19 protein-coding genes are annotated in these 23,610 nt (G+C 63.7%); 14 read left to right on the plus strand and 5 right to left on the minus strand.

Annotated features, from left to right (window positions below; translation table 11 throughout):
• Nucleotide 1 precedes the first annotated feature (1 nt).
• From FSY59_RS26000 to flhC, 4 genes are all read left to right on the plus strand, one after another.
• Nucleotides 2–916: a DMT family transporter gene (locus tag FSY59_RS26000; RefSeq protein ID WP_148729960.1), complete on the plus strand. Its 915-nt coding sequence runs from the start codon at nt 2–4 to the stop codon at nt 914–916.
• Nucleotides 917–1,112: 196 nt separating this feature from the next.
• Nucleotides 1,113–2,024 carry a sulfurtransferase gene (locus FSY59_RS26005; RefSeq protein WP_043374384.1) on the plus strand — a complete coding sequence of 304 codons (912 nt, stop codon included), beginning with the start codon at nt 1,113–1,115 and terminating at the stop codon, nt 2,022–2,024.
• Between the two features lie 581 nt (nt 2,025–2,605).
• Complete coding sequence (flhD, locus tag FSY59_RS26010) at nt 2,606–2,932, plus strand: flagellar transcriptional regulator FlhD (RefSeq protein WP_003052836.1); 327 nt, start codon at nt 2,606–2,608, stop codon at nt 2,930–2,932.
• A 38-nt stretch (nt 2,933–2,970) separates the two neighbouring features.
• Nucleotides 2,971–3,522, plus strand: a complete 552-nt coding sequence (flhC, locus tag FSY59_RS26015) for a flagellar transcriptional regulator FlhC (protein ID WP_003052834.1) — start codon at nt 2,971–2,973, stop codon at nt 3,520–3,522.
• A 228-nt stretch (nt 3,523–3,750) separates the two neighbouring features.
• Here the strand turns inward: flhC and ppc are convergent, their stop codons facing one another.
• The gene (gene ppc, locus FSY59_RS26020; RefSeq protein WP_003052832.1) at nt 3,751–6,600 is read right to left on the minus strand and encodes a phosphoenolpyruvate carboxylase; all 2,850 of its coding nucleotides are present in this window, start codon (nt 6,598–6,600) and stop codon (nt 3,751–3,753) included.
• A 78-nt stretch (nt 6,601–6,678) separates the two neighbouring features.
• On the opposite strand from ppc, the gene hemC reads away from it, so the two are divergent.
• Genes hemC through FSY59_RS26040 form a run of 4 tightly spaced genes read left to right on the plus strand, consistent with a single transcriptional unit; the run spans nt 6,679 to nt 10,910 of the window.
• Entirely contained in the window at nt 6,679–7,623 is a 945-nt protein-coding gene (gene hemC / locus FSY59_RS26025; RefSeq protein ID WP_003052830.1) for a hydroxymethylbilane synthase, read from the plus strand.
• Between the two features lie 13 nt (nt 7,624–7,636).
• Nucleotides 7,637–8,470, plus strand: a complete 834-nt coding sequence (locus tag FSY59_RS26030; RefSeq protein ID WP_148729961.1) for a uroporphyrinogen-III synthase — start codon at nt 7,637–7,639, stop codon at nt 8,468–8,470.
• Nucleotides 8,467–9,582, plus strand: coding sequence for a uroporphyrinogen-III C-methyltransferase (locus FSY59_RS26035; protein WP_050872196.1), 1,116 nt, complete (start codon nt 8,467–8,469; stop codon nt 9,580–9,582). The genes FSY59_RS26030 and FSY59_RS26035 overlap by 4 nt, the downstream gene beginning before the upstream one ends.
• A 17-nt stretch (nt 9,583–9,599) precedes the next feature.
• The gene (locus FSY59_RS26040; protein WP_003052825.1) at nt 9,600–10,910 is read left to right on the plus strand and encodes a heme biosynthesis protein HemY; all 1,311 of its coding nucleotides are present in this window, start codon (nt 9,600–9,602) and stop codon (nt 10,908–10,910) included.
• Between the two features lie 134 nt (nt 10,911–11,044).
• Here FSY59_RS26040 and FSY59_RS26045 read toward each other — a convergent pair whose 3' ends face one another.
• The 3 genes from FSY59_RS26045 to FSY59_RS26055 are packed head-to-tail and all read right to left on the minus strand — an operon-like array spanning nt 11,045 to nt 15,700.
• Entirely contained in the window at nt 11,045–12,331 is a 1,287-nt protein-coding gene (locus FSY59_RS26045; RefSeq protein ID WP_003052824.1) for a cytochrome c, read from the minus strand.
• Nucleotides 12,324–12,893, minus strand: a complete 570-nt coding sequence (locus FSY59_RS26050) for a (2Fe-2S)-binding protein (protein ID WP_003052822.1) — start codon at nt 12,891–12,893, stop codon at nt 12,324–12,326. Before FSY59_RS26050 ends, FSY59_RS26045 begins: the two co-directional genes overlap by 8 nt.
• Nucleotides 12,893–15,700 (minus strand): xanthine dehydrogenase family protein molybdopterin-binding subunit, encoded by a 2,808-nt coding sequence (locus FSY59_RS26055; RefSeq protein ID WP_148729962.1) that lies wholly within the window; start codon nt 15,698–15,700, stop codon nt 12,893–12,895. The genes FSY59_RS26050 and FSY59_RS26055 overlap by 1 nt, the downstream gene beginning before the upstream one ends.
• A 522-nt stretch (nt 15,701–16,222) precedes the next feature.
• Here FSY59_RS26055 and FSY59_RS26060 point away from each other — a divergent pair.
• The 4 genes from FSY59_RS26060 to FSY59_RS26075 all read left to right on the plus strand — a co-directional run bounded on the left by FSY59_RS26060 (nt 16,223) and on the right by FSY59_RS26075 (nt 18,991).
• On the plus strand, nt 16,223–16,771 hold the full coding sequence (locus FSY59_RS26060) for a cytochrome b (protein WP_003052818.1): 549 nt from the start codon (nt 16,223–16,225) through the stop codon (nt 16,769–16,771).
• A gap of 151 nt (nt 16,772–16,922) precedes the next feature.
• Nucleotides 16,923–17,486 (plus strand): YceI family protein, encoded by a 564-nt coding sequence (locus tag FSY59_RS26065; protein WP_003052816.1) that lies wholly within the window; start codon nt 16,923–16,925, stop codon nt 17,484–17,486.
• An 82-nt stretch (nt 17,487–17,568) separates the two neighbouring features.
• On the plus strand, nt 17,569–18,144 hold the full coding sequence (locus FSY59_RS26070; protein ID WP_003052814.1) for a YceI family protein: 576 nt from the start codon (nt 17,569–17,571) through the stop codon (nt 18,142–18,144).
• Between the two features lie 190 nt (nt 18,145–18,334).
• The gene (locus tag FSY59_RS26075) at nt 18,335–18,991 is read left to right on the plus strand and encodes a VOC family protein (RefSeq protein ID WP_003052811.1); all 657 of its coding nucleotides are present in this window, start codon (nt 18,335–18,337) and stop codon (nt 18,989–18,991) included.
• Between the two features lie 116 nt (nt 18,992–19,107).
• Here FSY59_RS26075 and FSY59_RS26080 read toward each other — a convergent pair whose 3' ends face one another.
• Nucleotides 19,108–19,449, minus strand: a complete 342-nt coding sequence (locus tag FSY59_RS26080; RefSeq protein WP_003052808.1) for a zinc ribbon domain-containing protein YjdM — start codon at nt 19,447–19,449, stop codon at nt 19,108–19,110.
• 269 nt (nt 19,450–19,718) lie between these two features.
• Here FSY59_RS26080 and FSY59_RS26085 point away from each other — a divergent pair, with 269 nt between their 5' ends.
• Complete coding sequence (locus FSY59_RS26085; protein ID WP_003052805.1) at nt 19,719–22,622, plus strand: valine--tRNA ligase; 2,904 nt, start codon at nt 19,719–19,721, stop codon at nt 22,620–22,622.
• 71 nt (nt 22,623–22,693) lie between these two features.
• The gene (gene galU, locus FSY59_RS26090) at nt 22,694–23,581 is read left to right on the plus strand and encodes a UTP--glucose-1-phosphate uridylyltransferase GalU (RefSeq protein WP_003052802.1); all 888 of its coding nucleotides are present in this window, start codon (nt 22,694–22,696) and stop codon (nt 23,579–23,581) included.
• Nucleotides 23,582–23,610: the final 29 nt, after the last annotated feature.

The following is a 23,610-nucleotide window of genomic DNA, read 5'->3' on the forward strand; positions in this document are numbered from 1 at the left end:
TATGCAAGCCCTGTGGATGGTGTTGGCCGCGTTGATTTTTGCGGTCATGAGTGTGTGTGTGAAGTTTGCCTCCCAGGACTTCAATGCGGCAGAGATCGTGTTCTACCGCGGCCTGGTCAGCATGGCGCTGCTGGTCTGGCTGGCCAGGCGCAGCGGCGTGACGCTGACCACCCAGTACTCGCGCGAGCATGCCTGGCGCAGCTTCGTCGGCGTGATCTCCATGGGAGCCTGGTTCTACGCCATCGGCCATCTGCCGCTGGCCACGGCCACCACGCTCAACTCCATGAGCAGCATCTGGATGGCGGTGTTTCTCATCGCCCAGGGCCTGTGGATGCGCCATACGCTGCGCAAGTCCTATGCGGCCGAACCCGAAACCCGCCGCGCCATTCCCCCCTTCCCCTGGGGCCTCGTGTCCACCGTGGTGGCGGGCTTTGTCGGCGTGCTGCTGGTGCTGCGCCCGACCAGCGCACCGGCCAGCGAATGGGTCGCCGCGCTCGGCGGCCTGTTTGGCGGCATGTTTGCGGCCATGGCTTATATGCAGGTGACCACCCTGTCGCGCCTGGGCGAGCCTGAGACCCGCGTGGTGTTCTATTTCTCGGTCGGTTCGGTCATTGCCGGCGGCATCACCATGCTGTTCACCGGCATCTCGCCCTTCCCCGGCTGGAGCGCTCTGTGGCTGGTGCCAGTGGGCGTACTGGCCGCCGTGGCCCAGGTCTGCATGACCAAGGCCTATGCCTCGGCCGGCAGCAAGAGCAACACCCTGGTCGTCGCCAATCTGCAGTACTCGGGCATTGTGTTTGCCGCCCTGCTCAGCCTGGTGCTGTTCGGCGAGAGCATTCCCCTGATCGGCTGGGGAGGCATCGTGCTCATCGTCGCCAGCGGCGCCGCTGCCACCACCTTGCGCTCCAGAGGCTAACCATGCCGGGGGTGCCGCGCATCTGCGCCATGCCCCCTGCCCGCGGCAGCGACCAGGCCAGATCCGCGCGGCCGGCCATATCCAAACAATGAAGGCCGCTTGAGTCCGGTGCGCTGACCCGATCGCATAATGGTTTGCATCGCGCAAGGCTGCACGCAGTGCCGTCTGCAACAGTCAATCTTTGGAACAGCAAGCCATGAACCACTCGACGCCCGAGCATTACAACACCCTGATTTCCGTCGAACAGCTGGCCCGGCTCAAGGCCAGCGGCAAGCCCTTGATGGTGTTTGACTGCAGCTTTGACCTCATGAACCCGCCTGCCGGCCGAGAGCAGTATCTGCAGGCCCATATCTCGGGCGCCGTCTTCGCCGACCTGGACAAAAATCTCAGCGCACCGCATGGCACGCCCGGCGAGGATGGACAGGTCGCCACCAGCGTGCAATCGGCCTCGGGCGGTCGCCACCCGCTGCCCTCGCGCGAGCGCTTTTCCGCCTGGCTGTCCTCCATAGGCTTTGCCAACGATATGCAGGCCGTGGTCTATGACCGCAACGCCGCCAATTACTGCGGCCGCCTGTGGTGGATGCTGCGCTGGGCCGGCCACGATGCCGTGGCGGTGCTCGATGGCGGGCTGCAGGCCTGGCAGGCGGCCGGCCAGGCGGTGCGCAGCGGGGAAGAGTCCGGCCATTTCCAGTCCAACTTTGAACTGGGCCAGCCGCTGGAGACGCTCAAGACCGTAGATCAGGTCGAGGCCGATCTGGGTCAGGCCACCCAGACCCTCATCGATGCCCGCGCCCCGGCTCGCTACCGCGGCGAGGTGGAGCCCCTGGACCCGGTGGCTGGCCATATTCCGGGCGCGCTGAATCGCCCGTTCAGCAGCAATATCGCCGCCGACGGACGCTTCAAGCCCGCAGCGCTGCTCAAGGCAGAGTTTGACCAGTTGCTGGCCGGACGCGATCCCGCAAGCGTGGTGCACCAGTGCGGCAGCGGCGTCAGCGCCACCCCCAATGTGCTGGCCATGCGGATTGCCGGCTTTGCACCCACGGCCTTGTTTGCCGGCAGCTGGAGCGAGTGGTGCAGCCAGCCTTCGCGGCCGGCCGAGAGGGGCTGAGCCTGACGCATGCCGGTGCCGCGCCAGGCACCGACTTCCAGCGGACACGCTTGTCTCCCTGCACTTGCCGGGTTCACTCCCTGGTCCGGGAGCAGGCCAGGCCGTGATCAACGCCCTACCCATGTAGTCCAGGCCTGCTCCATCGCAGTGCTCCGGGTCATGGCGGCATGGCCGACGCCCATGTCCGCGCTCGCATGTCGATGCGGCTTGGCAACCCGGATGCAGGCCGTTATCACAGGGAATCCGGGTCGTCTCGTTTCATAGGCGATCAGATACCGAACAAAAAGCCGCCTATTTCCTCGTTTGTCATCTTCCGGACAGATTCACAATACATGCACCAGCGGAATCCGGCCTGATGCAACGTCAGCCCCCAACCGGCATCCCAAGTCATCCCGACGGACGGCAAGGCAGTAAGGGAAATCCTACAGCCCTGCCTGTGAAACCAGACCGGCGATACCGACGCTCCCCGACTTCAGTTCGATCAAGGCTTGAAACACAATTCATTTCAACAGATCGAAACACTTTTAACGTCTTGTTTGTGTGTGCCGTGACGGTCTGTCGAGATTGAAAGGACTGGACCCATGAACAACGAACAACTGCTTGCCGAGATCCGTGAAGCCAACCTCACCTACCTGATGCTGGCCCAGACCCTGATCCGCCAGGACAAGGCCGAAGCCGTGTTCCGTCTGGGTCTGAACGAAGAGTCCTGCGAGCTGCTGGGCTCGCTGTCTTCGGCCCAGGTGCTCAAGCTGGCATCGCGCAACACCTTGCTGGCCAGCTTCCGCGCCGATGACGAAATGGTCTGGAGCCTGCTGACCAACCACAGCAGCAACAAGATCGGCAACGCCGCCACCAATACGCTGCACGCCAACATCCTGATGGCCAGCCGTGTCTCCGAAGTGCTCTGAGCACCCGCTAGCGACTACCTGGTTTTAAGGAGAGACAGATGCCCGCCGCCAAGACTGCCACCAAAAGCGTTCTGAACGAATCCAAGCAAATCGAGCGCGCCGCCATGCTCATCGAGATGGGCGCCCGCATGCAGGTGCTGGAGTCCGAGACCACGCTGTCTTATGAACGCCTGATCCGGCTGTACAAGGAAATCTCGGGCAAGTCTCCCTCCAAGGGCCAGCTGCCGTTTTCCACGGACTGGTTTCTGACCTGGCAGGAAAACATCCACAGCTCGCTGTTCCTCAACATCTACGAATACCTGTCCAAGGGCGTGGAGCTGGACTCGGCCGAGCAGCTGACCAAGGCCTATCGCCTCTATACCGAACAGATTCAGGCTGCCGAACTCGAGGTGCTGCTGTCCTTTACCCGCGCCTGGCGCCTGGTGAAGTTTGTCGATGCACAGATGCTGACGCGCACCCAGTGCTCGGTCTGCAAGGGCCAGTTCGTGACTGAGCCTTACGAGAATGCGCGCCACTACCAGTGCGGCCTGTGCAATCCTCCCGCTCGCGCCGGCAAGAGCAAGGCCGCCGGGTCCTTAATGCTTCACTAACCCCCTGAGCGGCTGCGCCGCTTCCCCCCCTCTCTCTTCGGGAGGGGCGGCAGCCTCGCTGCGCGGCGGCGCTTGCTCGCTGCCTCCGGCCTGGAGCACGCCAGTTTTAAAGCTCAACTTTCATAGCTGGTAGCGCCATGCAAAAAAGGGTTTGAAGCATTTATCGGCTTCAAACCCTTTGTTCATTAGTGACAACAGCTCCTGATTCAGGAGCCGCCATCAGCAGTCTCAACCCGTGTTGCGCACTCCGGCGGCAATGCCATTGATGGACAGATGGATGCCGTTCTTGACCCTGTCGTCGGTCTGTCCCGCACGCCAGCGGCGCACCAGCTCCACCTGCAGATGGTTCAGAGGATCGATATAGGGGAAGCGGTGGCGGATGGAACGCGCCAGTGCGGAGTTGTGCTCCAGGCGCTGCTTGTCGCCCGTGATCTGGTTGAGCGCTTCCACCGTGCTCTGCCACTCGGCCTCGATCGCACCGAAGATGCGGCGGCGCAAGCGCGTGTCGGTCACCAGCTCGCTGTAGCGCGAAGCCAGGTTCAGGTCGCTCTTGGCCAGCACCATGTCCATATTCGACAGCAGGGTGCGGAAGAACGGCCACTGGCGGTACATCTTCTGCAGCAGCGCCAGCTGGGCCTTGGCATCCTTGCCCGGACGGTGGATGAAGGCCTGGATCGCCGAGCCGAAACCGTACCAGCCCGGCAGCGTCAGGCGGCACTGGCCCCAACTGAAGCCCCAGGGAATGGCGCGCAGGTCTTCGATGGCCTGGGTCGCCTTGCGCGATGCGGGGCGCGAGCCGATATTGAGTTCGGCGATCTCGCGAATCGGCGTGCTGCTGAAGAAGTAATTGGTAAAGCCCGGAGTCTCGTAGACCAGCGCGCGGTAGGCCGCCATGCTGGTTTCGGACAGAAACGCCGCAGCCTCCAGGAAGGCCTTGGTCGCCGGCTTGGTCGGCTGCAGCAGCGTGGCCTCCAATGTGGCGGCCACCAGGGTCTCCAGATTGCGGCGCCCGATCTCGGGATTGGCATATTTGGAGGCGATGACCTCGCCCTGCTCGGTCAAACGGATCTGACCACGCACCGTGCCTGGCGGCTGCGCCAGAATGGCCTGGTAGCTGGGGCCGCCGCCACGCCCCACAGTGCCACCGCGGCCGTGGAACATGCGCAGCCGGATGCCGTAGTGATCGGCCAGATCGTCAAACAGATCGACCAGCGCAATCTCGGCCCGGTACAGCTCCCAGTTGCTGGTGAAGATGCCGCCGTCCTTGTTGCTGTCGCTGTAGCCCAGCATGATGTCCTGCTCGCCGCCGCTTTTCCGCACCAGCTCGGCAATGCCGGGCAACTGGTAGTAGCGGCGCATGATGGGCGCGGCATTGCGCAGGTCCTCGATGGTCTCGAACAGCGGCACCACGATCAGGTCGCATTGCGCACCGTCCTGCAGGGTGCCGCGCAGCAGGCCCACTTCCTTTTGCAGCAGCAACACCTCGAGCAGATCGCTGACGGTCTCGGTGTGGCTGATGATGCAATGGCGAATCGCCTCGCCGCCCAGGCGCTCGCGCAGGCGCTTGGCGGTCTCGAAGATGGCCAGCTCGCTGCGCGTGTGGTCGCCGTAGTCGCCGCCCATGACGCGCAGGGGGCGTGCGTCTTCGAGCAGGCGCACCAGCAGCGCGCATTTGGCGTCTTCTTCGAGAAGGCTGTAATCAAGCTCGACCTTGGCGACCGAGAGCAGCTCGCGCACCACTTCCTCATGCTTGTCCGAGCTTTGGCGCAGATCCACCGTGGACAGATAGAAGCCGAAGACCCGCACCGCGCGCATCAGCGGGCGCAGGCGCTGCGGCGCCAGCGCATCGCCGTGATAGCGCGACAGCGAGTCGTCGATGATCTGCAGATCGGCCAGAAACGCATCGGCCGATGCATAGGCATTCTGGGGCGCCACGGCATGACGTGCCGCCTCGCCGCCCGTCAGTTGCTTGAGCGTCGCGGCCAGACGCGCATAGATGCCCGTCAGCGCCCGGCGATAAGGCTCGTCGCTGCGGTGCACATTGTGGTCGGGCGAGGCATCGGCCAGCGTCTGCATCTCGGGCGTGATATCGACCAGATTGGCCGACAGCGACAGCTCGCCGCCCAGATAGTGCACCTCGCGCAGATAGTGGCGCAGCGCCACGTCGGCCTGGCGCGACAGGGCCAGCTCCAGACTCTCTGCCGTCACAAAGGGGTTGCCGTCGCGGTCGCCGCCAATCCATTGACCCATGCGCAAAAAGCTCTGCTCGGGCAGCTTCTCGCCCAGCTCCTGCTCCAGCTGCTCGTAGATCTTGGGGATCTCCTGCAGGAACGTGGCCTCGTAATAGGACAGGGCGTTCTCGATCTCGTCGGCCACCGTGAGCTTGGAATGGCGCAGCAGCCGGGTCTGCCAGAGCTGGGCCACGCAGGCACGCAGCTGCGCCTCCACCCGCGTCAGCTCGCGCGGGGTCAGTGCATCCTTGGCACTGTTGTAGAGCTGGGCGCGCATCAGGATATCGTCGCGCTCGGCCAGCAATTGGGCAATGCGGCGCTCGGCCGTCAGAATGCTCTGGCGCTGCACCTCGGTGGGGTGGGCCGTCAGCACCGGCGAGATGAAGCTCCTGGCCAGCGTGTCGACCACCGTGGCGGGCGAGATGCCCGCCCAGCGCAGGCGTGCCAGTGCCACCTCGATGCTGCCTTCCTGTGTGTTGCCGGCGCGCTCGTGCACGGCGCGGCGGCGGATGTGGTGGCGGTCTTCGGCCAGATTGGCCAGGTGCGAGAAATAGGTGAAGGCGCGAATCACGCTCACCGTCTGGTCGCTGGACAGTCCCTTGAGCAGCTTCTTCAGTGCCTTGTCGGCCGCTTCGTCGGCATCGCGCCGGAAGGCCACCGAAAGCTGGCGTACCTGCTCGACCAGCTCGTAGGCCGGCCCACCTTCCTGCTCGCGAATCACATCGCCCAGAATGCGCCCCAGCAGCCGTATGTCCTCGATCAGCGGCAAATCCTTGTCGGTCTTGCGTGCCGGCTTTTCGCCATGTTTGTCTGCATGTGCGGCGCTCTTGGGGCGGGCGGAAGGCATGAACTATTCTCCTTGGGCACGGTGTAAGGCAACTTGCCATGCTAGCATTCCCTGTTACCCGTTCGAGACCGCGCCGTCATGAAATTTTCTGCATCCTCACCCGCATCCATCGTCATTGCCACACGCGAGAGCCAGCTGGCCATGTGGCAGGCCGAGCATGTGCAGGCGATCTTGCGCGGCCGCGGCCACAGCGTCGATCTGCTGGGGATGACGACCAAGGGCGATCAGATTCTGGACCGAGCCCTGTCCAAGGTGGGCGGCAAGGGCCTGTTCGTCAAGGAGCTGGAAGTGGCTCTCGAGGAAGGCCGCGCCGATCTGGCCGTGCACTCACTGAAGGACGTGCCCATGGAGCTGCCCGAGGGCTTTGTGCTGGCCTGCGTGATGACGCGCGAAGACCCGCGCGACGCCTTTGTCTCCAACCGCTATGCATCGCTGGACGAGCTGCCCCAGGGGGCCGTGGTCGGCACCTCCAGCCTGCGTCGCCAGGCCCTGCTGCAGGCGCTGCGCCCCGATCTCAAGATCGAGGCCTTGCGCGGCAATGTCAACACCCGCCTGCGCAAGCTCGACGAAGGTCAGTACGACGCCATCGTGCTCGCCGCCGCCGGCCTGATGCGCCTGGAGATGAGCGATCGCATCCGCGCCAGGTTCGATCCGGCCCAGATGCTTCCCGCTGCCGGTCAAGGCGCATTGGGCATCGAGGTGCGCGCAGACCGCCAGGACATCATCGACGCCCTGGCCCCGCTGGCCCATATGCCCACCTGGCTGACCGTGACTGCCGAGCGCGCCGTCAGCCGCTGCATGGGCGGCAGCTGCTCCATGCCGCTGGCCGCCTACGGCCGCTTTGAAAGCGACATCCTGCACATGGATGCGGCCTGGGGCGACATGGAAGGCGACAAGGGCCTGGTGCGCGTGCAGGCCAGCGCCAGCGTGACGGACTTTGCCAGCGCCAACGCCCTGGGCGAGCAACTGGCCGCGCAGCTGCAAGCGGCGGGTGCCGTACCTGCGGCGCCCAAGCAGGACTGAGCCACGCCTGCCCATGCGCCGTGTTCTGGTCACCCGCCCTTTGCATGATGCGAAACCCTGGGTCGACGCGTTTCGTGCCCGCGGCCTGCAGGCCGAGGTCTTGCCGCTGCTGGCCATCGCAGGCTGCACGGACCCGGCTGCCCATCAAGCTCTGCTGAGCGCACGCCAGCTGGCGCTCAAGCCCGGGCACTACCGGGCCGTGATGTTTGTCAGCGGCAATGCGGCACAGTATTTCTTTGCATCAAACACACCTCAAACGCCCACTGGAAAATCGCTTCTAGCTCCTGATACCAGAGCATGGACTCCGGGCCCGGGTACGGAGCGTGCCTTGCTGGAACTCGGGCTGAGCTTCCGCCAGATCGACGGCCCCAGCCCCGATGCCGCCCAGTTCGAGTCCGAAGCGCTGTGGCAGAACGTCCATGACCAAATTCGAGCGGGCGACCGCGTGCTGATCGTGCGCGGCGCCAGCCCCGCCACCGGCAATGCCGGCAGGCCTGCACCATCCACCCAGGGTGCGGGCCGTGACTGGCTGGCAGCCCGGCTGCGTGACGCCGGAGCCGAGGTGGAACTGCTGGCCGTGTATGAGCGCCAGCTTCCCAGCTGGACGGCGCAGCAGCTGGATGTCGCGCGGCAGGCCGCCAGCGACGGCAGCCTGTGGCTGTTCAGCAGCTCGGAAGCTGTTGCCAACCTGCAACAGCTTCTGCCCCAACAAAAATGGCACCTGGGGTTAGCGCTCACCACCCACGAACGCATTGCCAGCAAAGCACTTTCAGCAGGTTTCGGTCGGGTTTTGCACAGTCGCCCAAGTCTGGACGATGTGGTGGCGTCTATAGAATCGGTTCTATGAGCTCCGATGCCATCCCCACCTCCGACAAGCAACCCATAGCCCCACCACCCAGCCAGGACCATCCCGCCCCTGTTCAGACCGGGCGGGGCGCGCCCGTGGCTCTGGTGCTGACGCTGGGCGCGGTGGCCGTCGCCGCCCTGGTGGCCTGCGGCATGCTGTGGCAGCGCGTGGGCAATATGCAGGAGCAATTGGCGCGTCAGTCGGCGCAGTCGGGCGCTCAGTCGGTGGAGGCACGCACCCTGGCCAAGGACGCTCAGGATCTCGCCCGCGACAGTGCTGCACGCGTTTCCGTGATGGAGGCCCGTGTGGCCGAAATCAGCCTGCAGCGCAACCAGCTTGAAGAGCTGATGCAGAGCATATCGCGCTCGCGCGATGAAAACCTGGTGGCCGATATCGATTCCTCGGTACGCATGGCCCAGCAGCAGGCCGAGCTCTCGGGCAGCCTGCAGCCGCTGGTCGCCAGCCTCAAATCGGCGAGAAAGCGTGTGGAAAGCACGGCCCAGCCGCGCCTGGCCCCGGTGGTGCGCGCCATCGACCTGGATCTGGACAAGCTCTCGCGCATGAGCGTGACGGACACCACGGGAGTGCTCAGCCGTATCGAAGACCTGATCCGCCAGGTAGACGACTTGGCCCTGATCAACGATGTGGGTCGTCCGCGCGCGCGCGATGCCCAGCCCCGCAAGACGGCGGCCGCCCATGACACGCCCGAGGACGCCGATCTCTCGCCCACGCAGTGGATCTGGTGGCAAGGCCAGGGTCAGCGGGTCTGGGACTCCTTCCGGGACGGTGCGGCCGATCTGGTGCGCGTGCGCCGCATCGATCACCCCGAGGTGGCCCTGCTGGCCCCCGAGCAGGGCTATTTCCTGCGAGAAAACCTCAAGCTGCAACTGCTCAATGCCCGTCTGGCACTGCTGTCGCGCCAATGGGAGTCGGCCCGCGCCGACCTGAGCGCGGCAGGCGCCCTGCTCAACAAATACTTCGACGCACGCTCGCGGCGTACCCAGATCGCCCAGGCACAGCTGCAGCAGATTCAGGCCAATCTGCATTCGGGCGGACGCGTACAGCTTGAAGACACGCTGAATGCACTGGCCACGGCGGCAGCCGGCCGCTGATCGGGGAGGACACAGAGATGCGCGCCGCCTTGTGGTTGATGGGTCTGTTTGCCGTGGCCGTGGCCATGGCCTTGTTTGCCGGCAATAACCAAAGCTCGGTCACCTGGTTCTGGTCGCCCTACCGAGTGGACATGTCGCTGAACCTGGCCCTGGTTCTGCTATTTCTCGCGTTCGTGCTGCTCTATGCCGCGCTGCGCGCTCTGGCGGTGCTGCTGCAAATGCCGCACCAGGCACGCCGCTGGCGCATGCAGCAAAAAGAGCGCGGCATGAACCAGAGCCTGCTCGAAGCGCTCTCGCATCTGCAGGCCGGCCGCTTCCTGCGCGCCCGCAAGTCAGCGCTCGCGGCCCTGTCCACCGAACAATCGCTGCGCGAGGCCAAGGCAGGCCTGCCTTATGGCGAGCGCCTGAACGCCACCGCCCATCTGATCGCCGCCGATGCATCCCATGCCTTGCAGGATGCCGCCCTGCGCGACCAGCACTGGCAGCAGGCTCTGGACGTGCTGCCGGTGCCCGGCAACACCCAGGACTCGGAAATTCGCGAAGGCGCCCAGATGCGCGCCGCCCGCTGGGCACTGGACGACCGCGATGCTGCCGAATCGATTCGGCGTCTGGGCGAGCTGCCGCTGGGTGCGGGCCGCCGCACGATTGCCCTGCGCATCAAGCTCAAGGCCGCACGCCTGTCCGGCAACACGCAGGTGGCGCTGGACACCGCCCGTCTGCTGGCCAAGCACCGTGCGTTCTCTCCCGCAGCCTCAGCCAGCGTGGTGCGCGGCCTGCTGTTGGCGAGCATCCGCGATGCGCGCGACACCTCGGCGCTGCAGCAGTTCTGGCTGTCACTGGATGAGGACGAGCGCGCCATGCCCGAAGTGGCCATTCCGGCCACCGAGCGCCTGATCGAACTGGGCGGCGAAGCCCAGCAGGCGCGCACCTGGCTGCTGCCGGTTTGGGAACATCTGCTGACCCAGCCCGGCCCGCGCACGGAAACGCATCTGCCCAAGCTGGTGGAGGTGCTGCAATCGAGCCTGGGCAAGCTGGATGGCGCCTGGCTGGCGCGCATGGAGACTGCGGCCAATGCCAACCCGCGCGAGCCGCGCCTGCAATACCTGGCCGGCATGGCCTGCGTACAGCGCGAGCTGTGGGGCAAGGCCCAGCAGTTGCTGACCCGCGCCGCACCGCAGCTGCAAGACCCCCAGCTGCGCACCCGCGCCTGGCAGCGCCTGGCGCTGATGGCCGAGCACCGTGGCGATATGGAGGCCTCGGCCATCGCCTGGAAACTCGCAGCCCAGGCCATGGTGGTGCTGCCGGACAATCCGGCGCAGGACGAATAGGCGCAGCCTCGCAAGGGACACGGCGTCGCGCGGACGCTATGCGGCCCACGACCCTGCAGCCCCTTAGCGCAAAGCAAAAGGCCACAGCCGCCGCGGCAAATCGCGAGCGACCGTGGCCTCGAGCCAGTCCGGAGTTACTTGCTGTGCTCTATGGTCTTCACATGCTCAGCCACCTGCGCGGCGGTCACGTCGCCAGGTCGGCCGCCCCAGGTCTGACGCATGTAGTTGACCAGATCGGCCATCTCCTCGTTGCTGAGCTTGTCGGCATAGCCCGGCATGGTCTGCATGCGCTCGCCATGAGCCAGATCACGCTCGTGCACGCCCTCGCGGATCACGCGAATCAGGTTGATTGGTGTGGGGAACATGGCCGTGGTGTTGGTGCTCATGGGCACCGACGAATGCGGCTGGCCCTGGCCCTGCGCACCATGGCAGCCCGCGCACAGGCCCAGGTACAGGTTCTCGCCCTTGACGCTGGTCTGCCCCTCGGCAGCCTTGACCTTGGGCCCGGGCAGCTCGCGGTTCTGGGTCAGATAGGCGGCCATGGCGCGCACATCGGCCTCCGCCATGCGCGAGGTGGAATGCTCGAGCACCGATGACATGCGGAAAGTCATCACCCCTTGAGGCGACAGGCCGGTGCGGAAGAATCTGACCAGATCGTCCTTGGTCCACCCGCGCTCGCTCAGGGCATCGGGGGTCAGCGCCGGAGCGTACGAACCCTCGATGGTATTGCCCTCGAGATAGCGCGAGCCATCCATGGCGAAGGTGGCCTTGGTGCGCGGGCTGTGGCATTCGGCACAGTGGCCCAGCACATCCACCAGATACTTGCCGCGCACCAGTTCGTCCACCGACATGTCGAACTCCTTGGCTGCGGGGCGATTGAGCGCATTCCACATGGCCACGGCAGGACGGATGTTGAACGGGAAGTTCATCTCGCTGGGCTTGTTGGCGACTTCCACGGCAGGCTGCTTCATCAGCCATACCCAGAGCGCATCGACATCGGCACGCGTGATCTGGTGGTAGCTGGCATAAGGCATGGCCGGATACAGGTTCTTGCGCCCTGGCGCCATGCCGGCAGCCACTGCCCGGTACAGATCGTCGGCCGTCCAGCCACCTATGCCGTGCTCCTTGGAAGGCGAGATATTGGTACCGTAAAGCGTACCCATGGGAGTGACCATGGGTACACCGCCCGCCAGCTCCGCCCCTGTGGCCGGAGAGCTGTGGCAGGCCGCGCAGTCACCACCGCGAAACACCTGCTCGCCGCGTTTGTACAGCGCATCGAACTCCTGCGGACCCAGCTTGGCAAAGTCCACCGTGGCCGGCGGGACGTCACCGCTTGCGCTGCCGTACAGGTACATGCTCCCGGCCACGAGCACGCCCAGAACGGCGGCTGCGCCCAGGCTTTTGATCCAGGTCTTAGCCATTGTTCACGACCTCCTTGCTGCGCTTGCCTGTGGTCAGGCCCGGCGTCTTCAGGATCACGTCGCGCACGGCGTTGTAGTAGCGCACATAGCCGGTGCAGCGGCAGATATGAGGCTCCAGTTGCTCCTCGATGGCTTTTTCCACCTCATCGGCGGGCACGGGGTGCTTCTGGAGTTTTTCCACCAGCACGGTGGCCGAGTTCACAAAGCCGGGCGTGCAGTAGCCGCACTGAAAGGAGTAGTGCTCGAGAAAAGCCTTCTGCACCGGCGAAGGATGGACCACGCCCTTGTCGTCCACCGAGGCAATGCCCTCCACGGTACGAATGGTCTTGCCGTTGAGCCAGGTCACGCCGGTCACGCAGGCAGGCACGGTGATCGAGCCTTTTTCCGGGTCGTCGACGATGATGGTGCAGGCGCGGCACACGCCCTGGCCGCAGCCCAGACGTGTGCCGTTCATGCCCGCGTATTCCTGCAGGAACTCGATCATCATCAAGTCCTTGGGAACGTCGACGGGGCCTACCTGTTTGCGATTGATGGTGGCGGAGAATTGGATACGGTCCTGCATCACAGTGCCTCTTTGATTTTGTCGGGGGTCACGGGGGTGGCATAAAAGCGCTTGCCCGTGGCATGGGCGATGGCGTTGACGCAGGCAGCGACCACCGGAATCATCACCACCTCGGCCATGCCCTTGGGCGGATCGGTGCGCGACAGCGGCGGCAGCACCACGCCCTCGGCCGTCCATACGGCCACTTCGCTGGCGCGCGGCACGTGGTAGCGGTTCAGGTTCCACTGGCCGTTGCCGGGGCCGGTCTCACGGAGCGGCAGGTCTTCGTACAGCGCATGGCCAATGCCCATGGCCACGCCGCCCTGGATCTGGCCGGAGACCAGCTCGGGCACGATCTGCGTGCCGCATTCCAGCCAGGTCTTGTGCGAGAGGATGTTCACCTTGCCCGTGCCCGGGGATACGGACAACTCCACCATGGTGGCGCAGGGCGCGTAGTACACCGTGCCCGCATTGGTGCGCTGCACCGGCGGGTAATAGACCTTGTCGCGTGCGATGAAGGCATAGCCGCCGGATTTCATCGCAGCCTTCTTGGCCTCGCCGGCACCCTTGCCGTACTGCACGGACAGGGCGTCGATCATGGCCTGGAACTTTCTTCCTTCGACCGTGAAGTCGGCCTTGGCCCAGGCCCAGCGGTTGAAGGCGTGCACACAGACGCCGGTCACCATGCCCAGCTCGTGTGCGCGGGCAGCCAGACGCTCCAGGCTCAGCGGCTCCAGGCCCTCGGCCACGAGCATGCGATCACGCCACTCCAGCATGTCTTCGGTGACGGTGCTCGGCAGCAGCTGACCACCACCTTCCTTGCCGGACCAGATCGACTGGGCCGCAGGCCACAGGCAGAGCTTGAGCAGCAGCTGCGCCGCCTGCTGCGTGGCGTGGCGGAAGTAATAGGCCGAGTTCGAGGCCGATACCGGCGAGACCAGGCGCGGTGTCCAGGTCGGGTCCCGCGCCAGCTCGTCTTCCCTGGCCTGAGGCGTGGTGTAGGGCTCGTCCTTGGTATGCAGCGGCAGGTTGTCCCAATGGTTCACCGCGAAGTCCACATCGTCCGCCGGGCGGCCCAGGAAGGGCTCGACCGCCACCAACTGCGCCGTGGTGCTGCCGGTGCCGATCTCGGTGGCGATGTGGCGCATCTTGATGCGCCCCTCGGGCGTGATCTCCAGCTGCGCGATCGAGGCTTCCGCTCCGGTGCCGAAGTCCTTTTGCACCGCACCGAAGCCTATTCCGTAGCGCAGGCCGGGGTTGGCAGCCTCGAAGTCGGCCTTGCGCTTGGCGCGCTCGGTCCACATCGCATCCTTGGCAGCCATGTCGAGTATCTCGCCAATGCGCAGATGCCCCGAGGGCGAGGCCCCCTGGCTGTTCTTCATGCTGCTCTTGAGCACATTGCGTCGGCGCAGCTCGATGGCATCCAGGCCGATCTCCTGGGCGATCTCGTCGACCAGCATCTCGGTATAGGCCATGGACTGCACCGTGCCGTAGCCGCGCATGGAGCCGGCCGTGACGCCGATGGAGGGGTACACCTCGGTCGACAGGTCACTCTCGGGGAAGTAGTAAATGGATTGCGCCGCCGTCACCGCCACCGTGCCCACCGAGGGGCTGAAGTTGGTCACACCGCCGCCGTCGCCCACCATGTGGCAGGTCAGAGCGTGGAACTTGCCGTCCTTGTCCACCGAGATCGCGGTCTCCACATCGAAGGGATGGCGCTTGAGTGCGAACTGGAAATGCTTCCAGCGATCCAGCGCCAGCCGCACCGGGCGGCCCTGTGCGTACAGCGAGGCCAGTGCCACATAGAACGGGAAGGGATGGTGCTCCTTCTGGCCGTAGCCCACGGTGTAGGAGCTGATGTAGTCGAGCTGGTTCAGCGGCAGCTTGCTGTCCTTGAGCATGTGCATCACATGCTCGGCCGTGCCGTAGGGCGCCTGGCTCGCGGCAACCATGTGCAGCGCACCGCTGCCCTGCTCATACCAGGCCAGGCCGTTTTCCATTTCCATGGCCACATGCTCGATGGACTGACTGTAGTACTTGCGCGCAAACGTGCGCAAACCGTCCCTGGGCTGCTTCATCTCGGCCTGGATACGGGCTGACTCGCCCATCAGCGCCCCGAAGGCAGGGTGGCTGCTGTCGGGCCAGTGCACGCCTTTTTCATCGAGCTGCGGCCAGATGACGGTGTTCTTCATGGGCGAGAACCTGTCCTCGCCATAGCCGTCCTCGCCTTGCACGCGTACATAGCGCGCGGCCACATAAGGCGCGCGCGGTGGCTGGGCAGCCTCGGCACCGAAGCGGAAGATCGCCTCATTGAAGCGCAGGCGCTGGTTGGCCACGCGGAACTTCTCGTAGTCGTGCCAGATGGCCACGGCCACCGGGTGCCCCAGCATGGGCGAGACCTGACCCTTCTTGACGAAGAACTCGCCGTAGAAGCCCGGCTCGGGCATTCCCACGCCGTCGGCAGCGATGGACTCGGCGTCAATCAGCACATCGGGCTGGTAGTCGCTGCCCAGCACCGACAGATCCAGGCCTTCGTAGATGCGGTCGGCGCGCGGGATATGGATGGTCAGCGCGTGCGACTGCTGCGCGGGCCAGCCCTGCATGTCCCTGGCGCGCAGGTCGATGGCAAAGACCTTCTGCCCGGTGACCTTGGCCAGGCCGTCGCGGCGGTAGTTGAGGGTGTTGCCATTGATCCAGTGGGTCTCCTGACCGCCGGCAGGCGTTATCAATTCCGCAAGCGCGTCTTTGACCGGGCGCACACTTGCAATCACGCCCATGGCGGCGGCAGCCTTCAGAAAACTGCGCCGATTCAAGTCCAGTTTGGACACGGTTCCAACTCCTTGCTGCAATGCGCACAGCAACAGCAAGGACTGGCGTGGGCACATCGCTAGATGACTATGTATTCCAGGACGTTGTAGACGTCCAAGAGTCAAAAAGCAGGTGATAACGGCTGCAGTTGTTGTCGGCATTACTGCCCACATATCGCCAGCCTTGGCCGTCCGCCACGCTTTGGTCTTTGAAAAGACTAAGAGGCGCGGAGTATAGAAACAGCGGCTGCAAAGCCAGTCCGCGTATTCAAATCACAAGTTAATTACTCGGAAAATTGATCCTCATCAACACCAGTTCCCGACATTGGTGCTTGTCGTGCAAAGCGGCATATCCATATTCCGCTCAGTGCTGAAGAAATCCGCGGCCCTGCTGCAGCCTGCGGTCCGGGCTTTGGTCATTCAGCTTTTTTGAATTGAGACCTCAATCCTGCTGAACCTTTTTGCATTCGTCGCTTCATACACTGCATATCAATTTCAGCAGGCCCCAGCGCCCGCAACCCGCACTTTCTGATTGCAGCTTCCATGAACTCAAGCTCCCGCTACACCGGTACCGCCATCGCCCTGCACTGGGTTCTGGCCCTGGCGCTGATCGGCATCTTCGCCTTTGGTCTCTATATGACAGGCCTGCCTTTCTCGCCCACACGCCTCAAATACTTCAACTGGCACAAATGGGCGGGCATGACGATTCTGATCCTGTCCGTGCTGCGCCTGGTCTGGCGCGTCACCCACCGGCCGCCGGAGCTGCCCGAAGCCGTCACCCGCACCATGCCAGGCTGGCAGCGCATGGCCCACCATGGCGTGCACCACCTGATGTATGCGCTGTTCTTTGCCATCCCGCTGGTGGGATGGATGTACAGCTCGGCAGCAGGCTTTCCCATCGTGCTCTTCGGTCAGCTGCCTCTGCCCGACCTGGTGAGCAAGAGCCCCGAACTGGCCGAAGCGCTCAAACCCTGGCATGGCTATCTGGCCTATGCACTGGCAGCCCTGGTGGTGATGCATATCGCCGCCGTCATCAAGCATCAGATCATTGACCGCGACGGACTGCTGTCACGAATGATTCCAAGCCAGTAGTCCCCCCTGAGCGGCGCTGCCGGGGCGGCCCCCGCCGCTTCCCCCAGGGGGACGACAGCTTTGCTGCGCGGCGGCGCTTGCTTGCTGTCCCGCTCCTTCAAGCCGGACCGGCTTTTGAGTTTTTTATACGTTCATCACAAGGAGTTTTTTGATGAAAATCCTTTTTTCCTCCGCACTGATCGCTACCGCCTTCATGGGCACTGCCGCCCAGGCGGCTCAAGCCCTGGTGCCCGCACAAAGCGCCGTCAACTTTGAAGCCAAGCAGATGGGCGTGCCGCTCAAGGGCCACTTCAAGAAGTTCGACGCCCAGATCGCCTTCGACGCCGCCAAGCCCGAGAGCAGCAAGATCCATTTCACGGTCGATACCGGCAGCGCCACCATGGGTGCCAAGGAAACCGATGCCGAACTGCCCAAGGCAGACTGGTTCAACGTTGCCAAGTTCCCCCAGGCCACGTTCGACTCCAGCGCCGTCAAGGCTCTGGGCGGCGGCAAGTTCCAGGTGGACGGCACGCTGACCATCAAGGGCAATGCACAGAAGGTAAGCCTGCCCGTAACGCTGACCCAGTCCGGAGCCACCACCACTGCCGCCGGCACGCTGGCACTCAAGCGCCTGAACTTCAAGATCGGCGACGGCGACTGGAAGGACACCTCCATGGTGGCCGACGAGGTCAATGTGCAATTCAAGCTGGCTCTGACCGGCGTCGGCAAGCTTTAAGCGTTTTTCGGTCTCAGCCCTTGATAGTCAAGCGCTGACAGCTCATGTTTTGATAGTTCCAATCCCTGAAGGAGTATTCACAATGCGTTCCACTCTGTTCGCCCTGGCCGCTGCGTCCCTGTTTGCCACCGCAGCCCAGGCGGCACCTGCCACTTACGCCATCGACCCCACGCACACGTTCGCGACTTTCGAGATCGATCACTTTGGTGCTTCTACCAACCGTGCCCGCTTCGACAAGAAAAGCGGCACTGTGCAGTTCGACAAGGCGGCCAAGACCGGCAAGGTGGAAGTGACCCTGGACATGACTTCGGTGAACTCCGGCACGCCTGCCTTCAACAAGCACCTGCAAAGCGCCGACATCTTCAACGTGGAAAAATTCCCCGAAGCCAAGTTCGTCTCCGACAAGTTTGTGTTTGACGGCGACAAGCTCAAGGAAGTGACCGGCCAGCTGACGCTGCTGGGCAAGACCGCCCCCATCACCGTCAAGGCCAACAAGTTCACCTGCTACGAAAGCCCCATGCTGCAAAAGCGTGAAGTCTGCGGCGGCGACTTCGAGGCCACCATCGACCGCACCCAGTGGGGCGTGAACTACGGCATCCCTTACGGCTTCCCCAAGGAAGTGCGTCTGGTCCTGCAGATCGAAGCCGTGAAGCAGTAATCCGTCCGCAAAGACTCTCGAGTGAAGCCCTTTGCGGGCTCTCTCTTTGGCCCGGCCCGTGCAAGCGGTCCGGGCTTTTTTGCATCTGCACCCCACTGCAGATGCCAATTCCCCCATGAAAAATTTACTTTAGGTTAATCAATTACGAATAGTAGAATAAAAACACTCACACAATCGAAGGAGACATCGCATGAGCCAAGCCGCCCCTACTCCGGTTTACTCCCAGCCCCGGCGCGCGGACATGAGCCAGCTGCCCGCACCTGCCGCCGTGCAGCAGCTGCACCACTACGCCTACAAGGCCAAGGATGCAGAAGAGACCCGTCACTTCTACGAGGACATCCTGGGCCTGCCGCTCTATCACATCATCCAGAGCGACTACGTCCCCTCCACAGGCGAGTACTGCCCCTACACCCATTTCTTCTTCCGCCTCAAGGACGGCTCCTTCATCGCCTTCTTTGACATTGGCGACGACGAAGCAGCCCTGCCCTCCCCCAACACGCCCATCTGGATCAACCACATCTCCTTCCGTGTGGACTCCGTGCAGGAACTGGAAAACACCAAGGCCCGTCTGCAGGCCTGCGGCGTGGAGGTATTGGGCGTGACAGACCACCACATCTTCAAGAGCATCTATTTCTTCGACCCCAACGGCATCCGCCTGGAGCTGACGGCCCAGTTGGCCGACGAACTGCAGATGCTCAAGGAAAGCAAGACCGCCCATGCACGCCTGGACGAGTGGACCGCACGCAAGGAGCAGTGGCGCAAGGAACGCGCCGAAGGCAAGTCCGGCGCTCCGCTCAAGCCGCAAAGCAACGACCGCCCGGAGTTCGTGCCTCCCGGCACGGTTTAAGAACAGCGCTCCGGGCGCCCCTGACGGCTGCCCGTCCAGATGAAAATCGAAGCGCGGCAATAAAAAAGGCATCCCCAGGGATGCCTTTTGCGCTTTGGGCCGGTCAGACCGCCGACTCAGGCCTTTTTCACGAACTCCGTCTTCAGGCTCATGGCGCCAAAGCCATCGATCTTGCAGTCGATATCGTGATCCCCATCGACCAGGCGGATGTTCTTCACCTTGGTGCCCACCTTGACCACACCTGCCGAGCCCTTGAGCTTCAGATCCTTGATGACGGTGACGCTATCGCCATCCTGCAGCACATTGCCTACGCTGTCGCGGTAGACCCTGGACTCCGGCTCGCCCGCTGCCTGGGCCTCGGCGGACCACTCATGGGCACATTCGGGGCAGACGAACAGGCCTGCATCCTCGTAGGTGAATTCGGAACGGCATTGGGGACAGGGGGGAAATGTGCTCATGGGTAATCCTCTCGTTGTGCGGCCGGGCTGCGGAAACCTCCGGGTCGGCCGCTCTCTGCGCCGGGACGGCTCAGGCCATCCTCGTGCATCTGGGCCACGGGGTGGCAAGCCAGGGCTATGGATGCAGTTTACCCGCCCGGTCTCCGCGACCCAGCTAAAGCCAGTACCCACCCGCGCCGCTCACATGTACCAGATCGCTAGAATCGGTCAATCCGTCTCGAACTATCGACCGCATCCCCAGGGATGCCGTTTTCCTTGACAAGCAAACTATGAGCGACACCCCTGCACAACCCGGCCTGGAGAGCCTGTCCAAATCCTTCGAACCCGCCACCATCGAGGCCCACTGGGGCCCCGAGTGGGAAAAGCGCGGCTACGGCCACGCCGGCGTGCGCGGCACGGGCAAGCCCGATGCAACCCAGCCCTCGTTCTCCATCCAGCTTCCGCCTCCCAATGTGACCGGCACGCTGCACATGGGCCACGCGTTCAACCAGACCATCATGGACTCGCTGACGCGCTACCACCGCATGAAGGGCTACAACACGGCCTGGATTCCCGGCACCGACCACGCCGGCATTGCCACCCAGATCGTGGTCGAGCGCCAACTGCAGACCCAGGGCGTGAGCCGCTATGACCTGGGTCGCGACGAGTTCACCAAGAAGGTCTGGGAGTGGAAGGAACAATCCGGCAACACCATCACCACCCAGATGCGCCGCATGGGCGACACCGTGGACTGGAGCCGTGAGTACTTCACCATGGACGACAAGCTGTCCAAGGTGGTGACCGAGACCTTTGTGAAGCTGTACCAGCAAGGCCTGATCTACCGCGGCAAGCGCCTGGTGAACTGGGACCCGGTGCTGCAGTCGGCCGTCTCCGACCTGGAAGTCGAGAACCAGGAAAAGGACGGCTCGCTCTGGCACATTGCCTACCCGCTGACCAGCGGTGAAGGCAATCTGGTGGTCGCCACCACCCGCCCCGAAACCATGCTGGGCGACGTGGCCGTGATGGTCCACCCCGAAGATGAGCGCTATCGTGCCCTGATCGGCCAGACCGTGACCCTGCCGCTGGTGGGCCGCCAGATCCCCATCATTGCCGACGAATACGTGGACCGGGAGTTCGGCACCGGCGTGGTGAAGGTCACGCCGGCCCACGACCAGAACGACTATCAGGTGGGCCAGCGCCACAAGCTGCCCATGATCTGCGTGCTGACGCTGACTGCCAAGATCAACGACGAGGCGCCCGAGAAATACCGCGGCATGGACCGTTTCGTGGCCCGCAAGGCCATCGTCGCCGACCTGCAAGAGCTGGGCCTGATGGTCGAGATCAAGAAGCACAAGCTGATGGTGCCGATCTGCGACCGTACCGGCCAGGTGATCGAGCCCATGCTGACCGACCAATGGTTCATTGCCATGAGCAAGGTCAGCGACCAGGACCCGAGCGGCAAGTCCATCGCCCAGAAGGCCATCGACGCCGTTGCTTCCGGCGAAGTCCAGTTCGTGCCCGAGAACTGGGTCAATACCTACAACCAGTGGATGAACAACATCCAGGACTGGTGCATCTCGCGCCAGCTCTGGTGGGGCCACCAGATTCCCGCCTGGTATGACGAAGAAGGCAATATCTACGTTGCCAAGAACGAAGCCGAAGCCCAGGCACAGGCCGACCGGATCGCCCCCGGCAAGAAGCTGACCCGCGATGCCGACGTGCTGGACACCTGGTACTCCTCTGCCATGGTGCCGTTCAGCACCATGGGCTGGCCCGAGCAGGGCAATGCCGCCGACGATGACTACAACCTCTACCTGCCCTCCTCGGTGCTGGTGACGGGTTACGACATCATCTTCTTCTGGGTCGCTCGCATGATCATGATGAGCACGCACTTCACCGGTCGCGTGCCGTTCAAGCATGTCTACATCCACGGCCTGGTGCGCGATGCACAGGGCAAGAAGATGAGCAAGTCCGAAGGCAATGTGCTGGACCCGGTCGATCTGATCGACGGCATCTCGCTGGAGCCGCTGCTGGAAAAGCGCACCACCGGCCTGCGCAAGCCCGAGACAGCTCCCCAGGTGCGCAAGAACACGCAAAAGGAATTCCCCGAAGGCATTCCCGCCTACGGCGCCGATGCGCTGCGCTTCACCTTTGCGGCCCTGGCCTCGCTGGGCCGCAGCATCAACTTCGACAGCAAGCGCTGCGAGGGCTATCGCAACTTCTGCAACAAGCTCTGGAACGCCAGCCGCTTTGTGCTGATGAACTGCGAAGGCCATGACTGCGGCCTGGCTCCTCACACCAAGGAACAATGCCAGCCCGGCGGCGAATTCGCTGGCTATATGCACTTCAGCCAGCCCGACCGCTGGATCGCCTCGCAGCTGCAGAAGGTCGAGGCTGAAGTGGCCAAGGGCTTTGCCGAGTTCCGTCTCGACAACGTGGCCAACGCCATCTATGACTTCGTCTGGAACGAGTTCTGCGACTGGTATCTGGAAATCGCCAAGGTGCAGATCCAGACCGGCAACGAAGCCCAGCAGCGCGCCACCCGCCGCACGCTGATCCGTACGCTGGAAGCGATTCTGCGTCTGGCCCACCCCGTCATTCCGTTTGTGACGGAAGAACTGTGGCAGCAGGTTGCGCCCGTGGCCGGCCTCAAGGGCGACTCCATCGCCGTGGCCCGCTATCCCGAAGCTCAGCCCGAGAAGATCGACGAAGCATCGATTGCCTACGTGGGCCGCATCAAGCAGATGGTGGACGCTTGCCGTGCCCTGCGCGGCGAGATGGGTGTGTCTCCCGCCCAGCGCCTGCCACTGCTGGCCGTGGCCGGCAATGCCGATGATTCGGCCTTCCTGCGCGCCAATGCCGACGTGCTCAAGAACCTGGCCAAGCTCAGCGAAGTCAAGGTGTTTGATGACGAAGCCGCCTGGGCTACCGCGGCTCAAGCCTCGCCCGTGAACGTGATGGGTGACATCCGCCTGGCTCTGTTCGTGGAGATCGACGTGGAAGCCGAGAAGGCCCGCCTGAGCAAGGAAGCCAAGCGTCTGGAAGGTGAAATCGTGAAAGCCAATGGCAAGCTGGGCAACGAAGCCTTCTGCGCCAAGGCGCCCGCCGCCGTGCTGGAGCAGGAGCGTAAGCGTCTGGCCGACTTTGGCGCCACGCTGACACGTATCAACGAGCAACTGGCTCGCCTCGGTTAAACACCGCTAAACTGCCTGATAAAACAAGGCGCAGGCAACTGCGCCTTTTTCCATCCAGAAAAGACAAGCACATGAGCAATCAAACCCGCGTCCGCAAAGCCGTGTTCCCCGTTGCAGGTCTGGGCACCCGTTTTCTGCCCGCCACCAAGGCTTCCCCCAAGGAGATGCTGCCCGTGGTGGACAAGCCACTGATCCAGTACGCGGTCGAAGAGGCTTACGAGGCCGGCATCCGCGACATGGTGTTTGTCACCGGCCGCAGCAAGCGGGCCATCGAAGACCATTTCGACACCTCTTACGAGCTCGAGAACGAGCTTGAGAATGCCGGCAAGCAGGCCATGCTGGACCTGGTGCGCAGCGTCAGCCCGGCCGATATGAACTGCCTGTTCGTGCGTCAGCCCCGCTCCCTGGGTCTGGGCCACGCCGTGCTGTGCGCAGAGCCTCTGGTGGGCAACGAGCCCTTTGCCGTGATTCTGGCCGACGATCTGATGACCGGAGAGAATGGCGGCCCCGGCGTGATGGCGCAGATGACGGCCGCCTTCCAGAAGCAGGGCCGCTCGCTGTTGGCCGTGCAGGAAGTGCCGCTTGAGCACACCAAGCGCTACGGCATCGTCAAGGGCGAGCCTGCGGGCGGACCGCTGATGCGTATTGACGAGATCGTGGAAAAGCCCGCTCCGGAAAAAGCCCCGTCGCGCATGGGCGTGGCAGGCCGCTATGTGCTGACCCCGGCCATCTTCGACCAGATCCGCAACCAGCCCCAGGGCGTGGGCGGAGAGATACAGCTGACCGATGCCATAGAGCGCCTGATGCAGCATGAGGCCGTCTACGCCTTCCAGTACGCCGGCAAACGCTATGACTGCGGCAGCAAGGAAGGCTTTCTGCAGGCCACGGTGGAGCTGGCGCTGCAGCACCCCGATGTGGGCGACAGCTTTCGCGAGTACCTCAAGAACCTGAGCCTCTAAGCCCGGTCCCCCAAGCCCCTGATGACAAA

It is taken from the genome of Comamonas sp. Z3 (genome assembly GCF_008121565.1).
Taxonomy (GTDB): Bacteria; Pseudomonadota; Gammaproteobacteria; order Burkholderiales; family Burkholderiaceae_C; genus Comamonas; species Comamonas brasiliensis.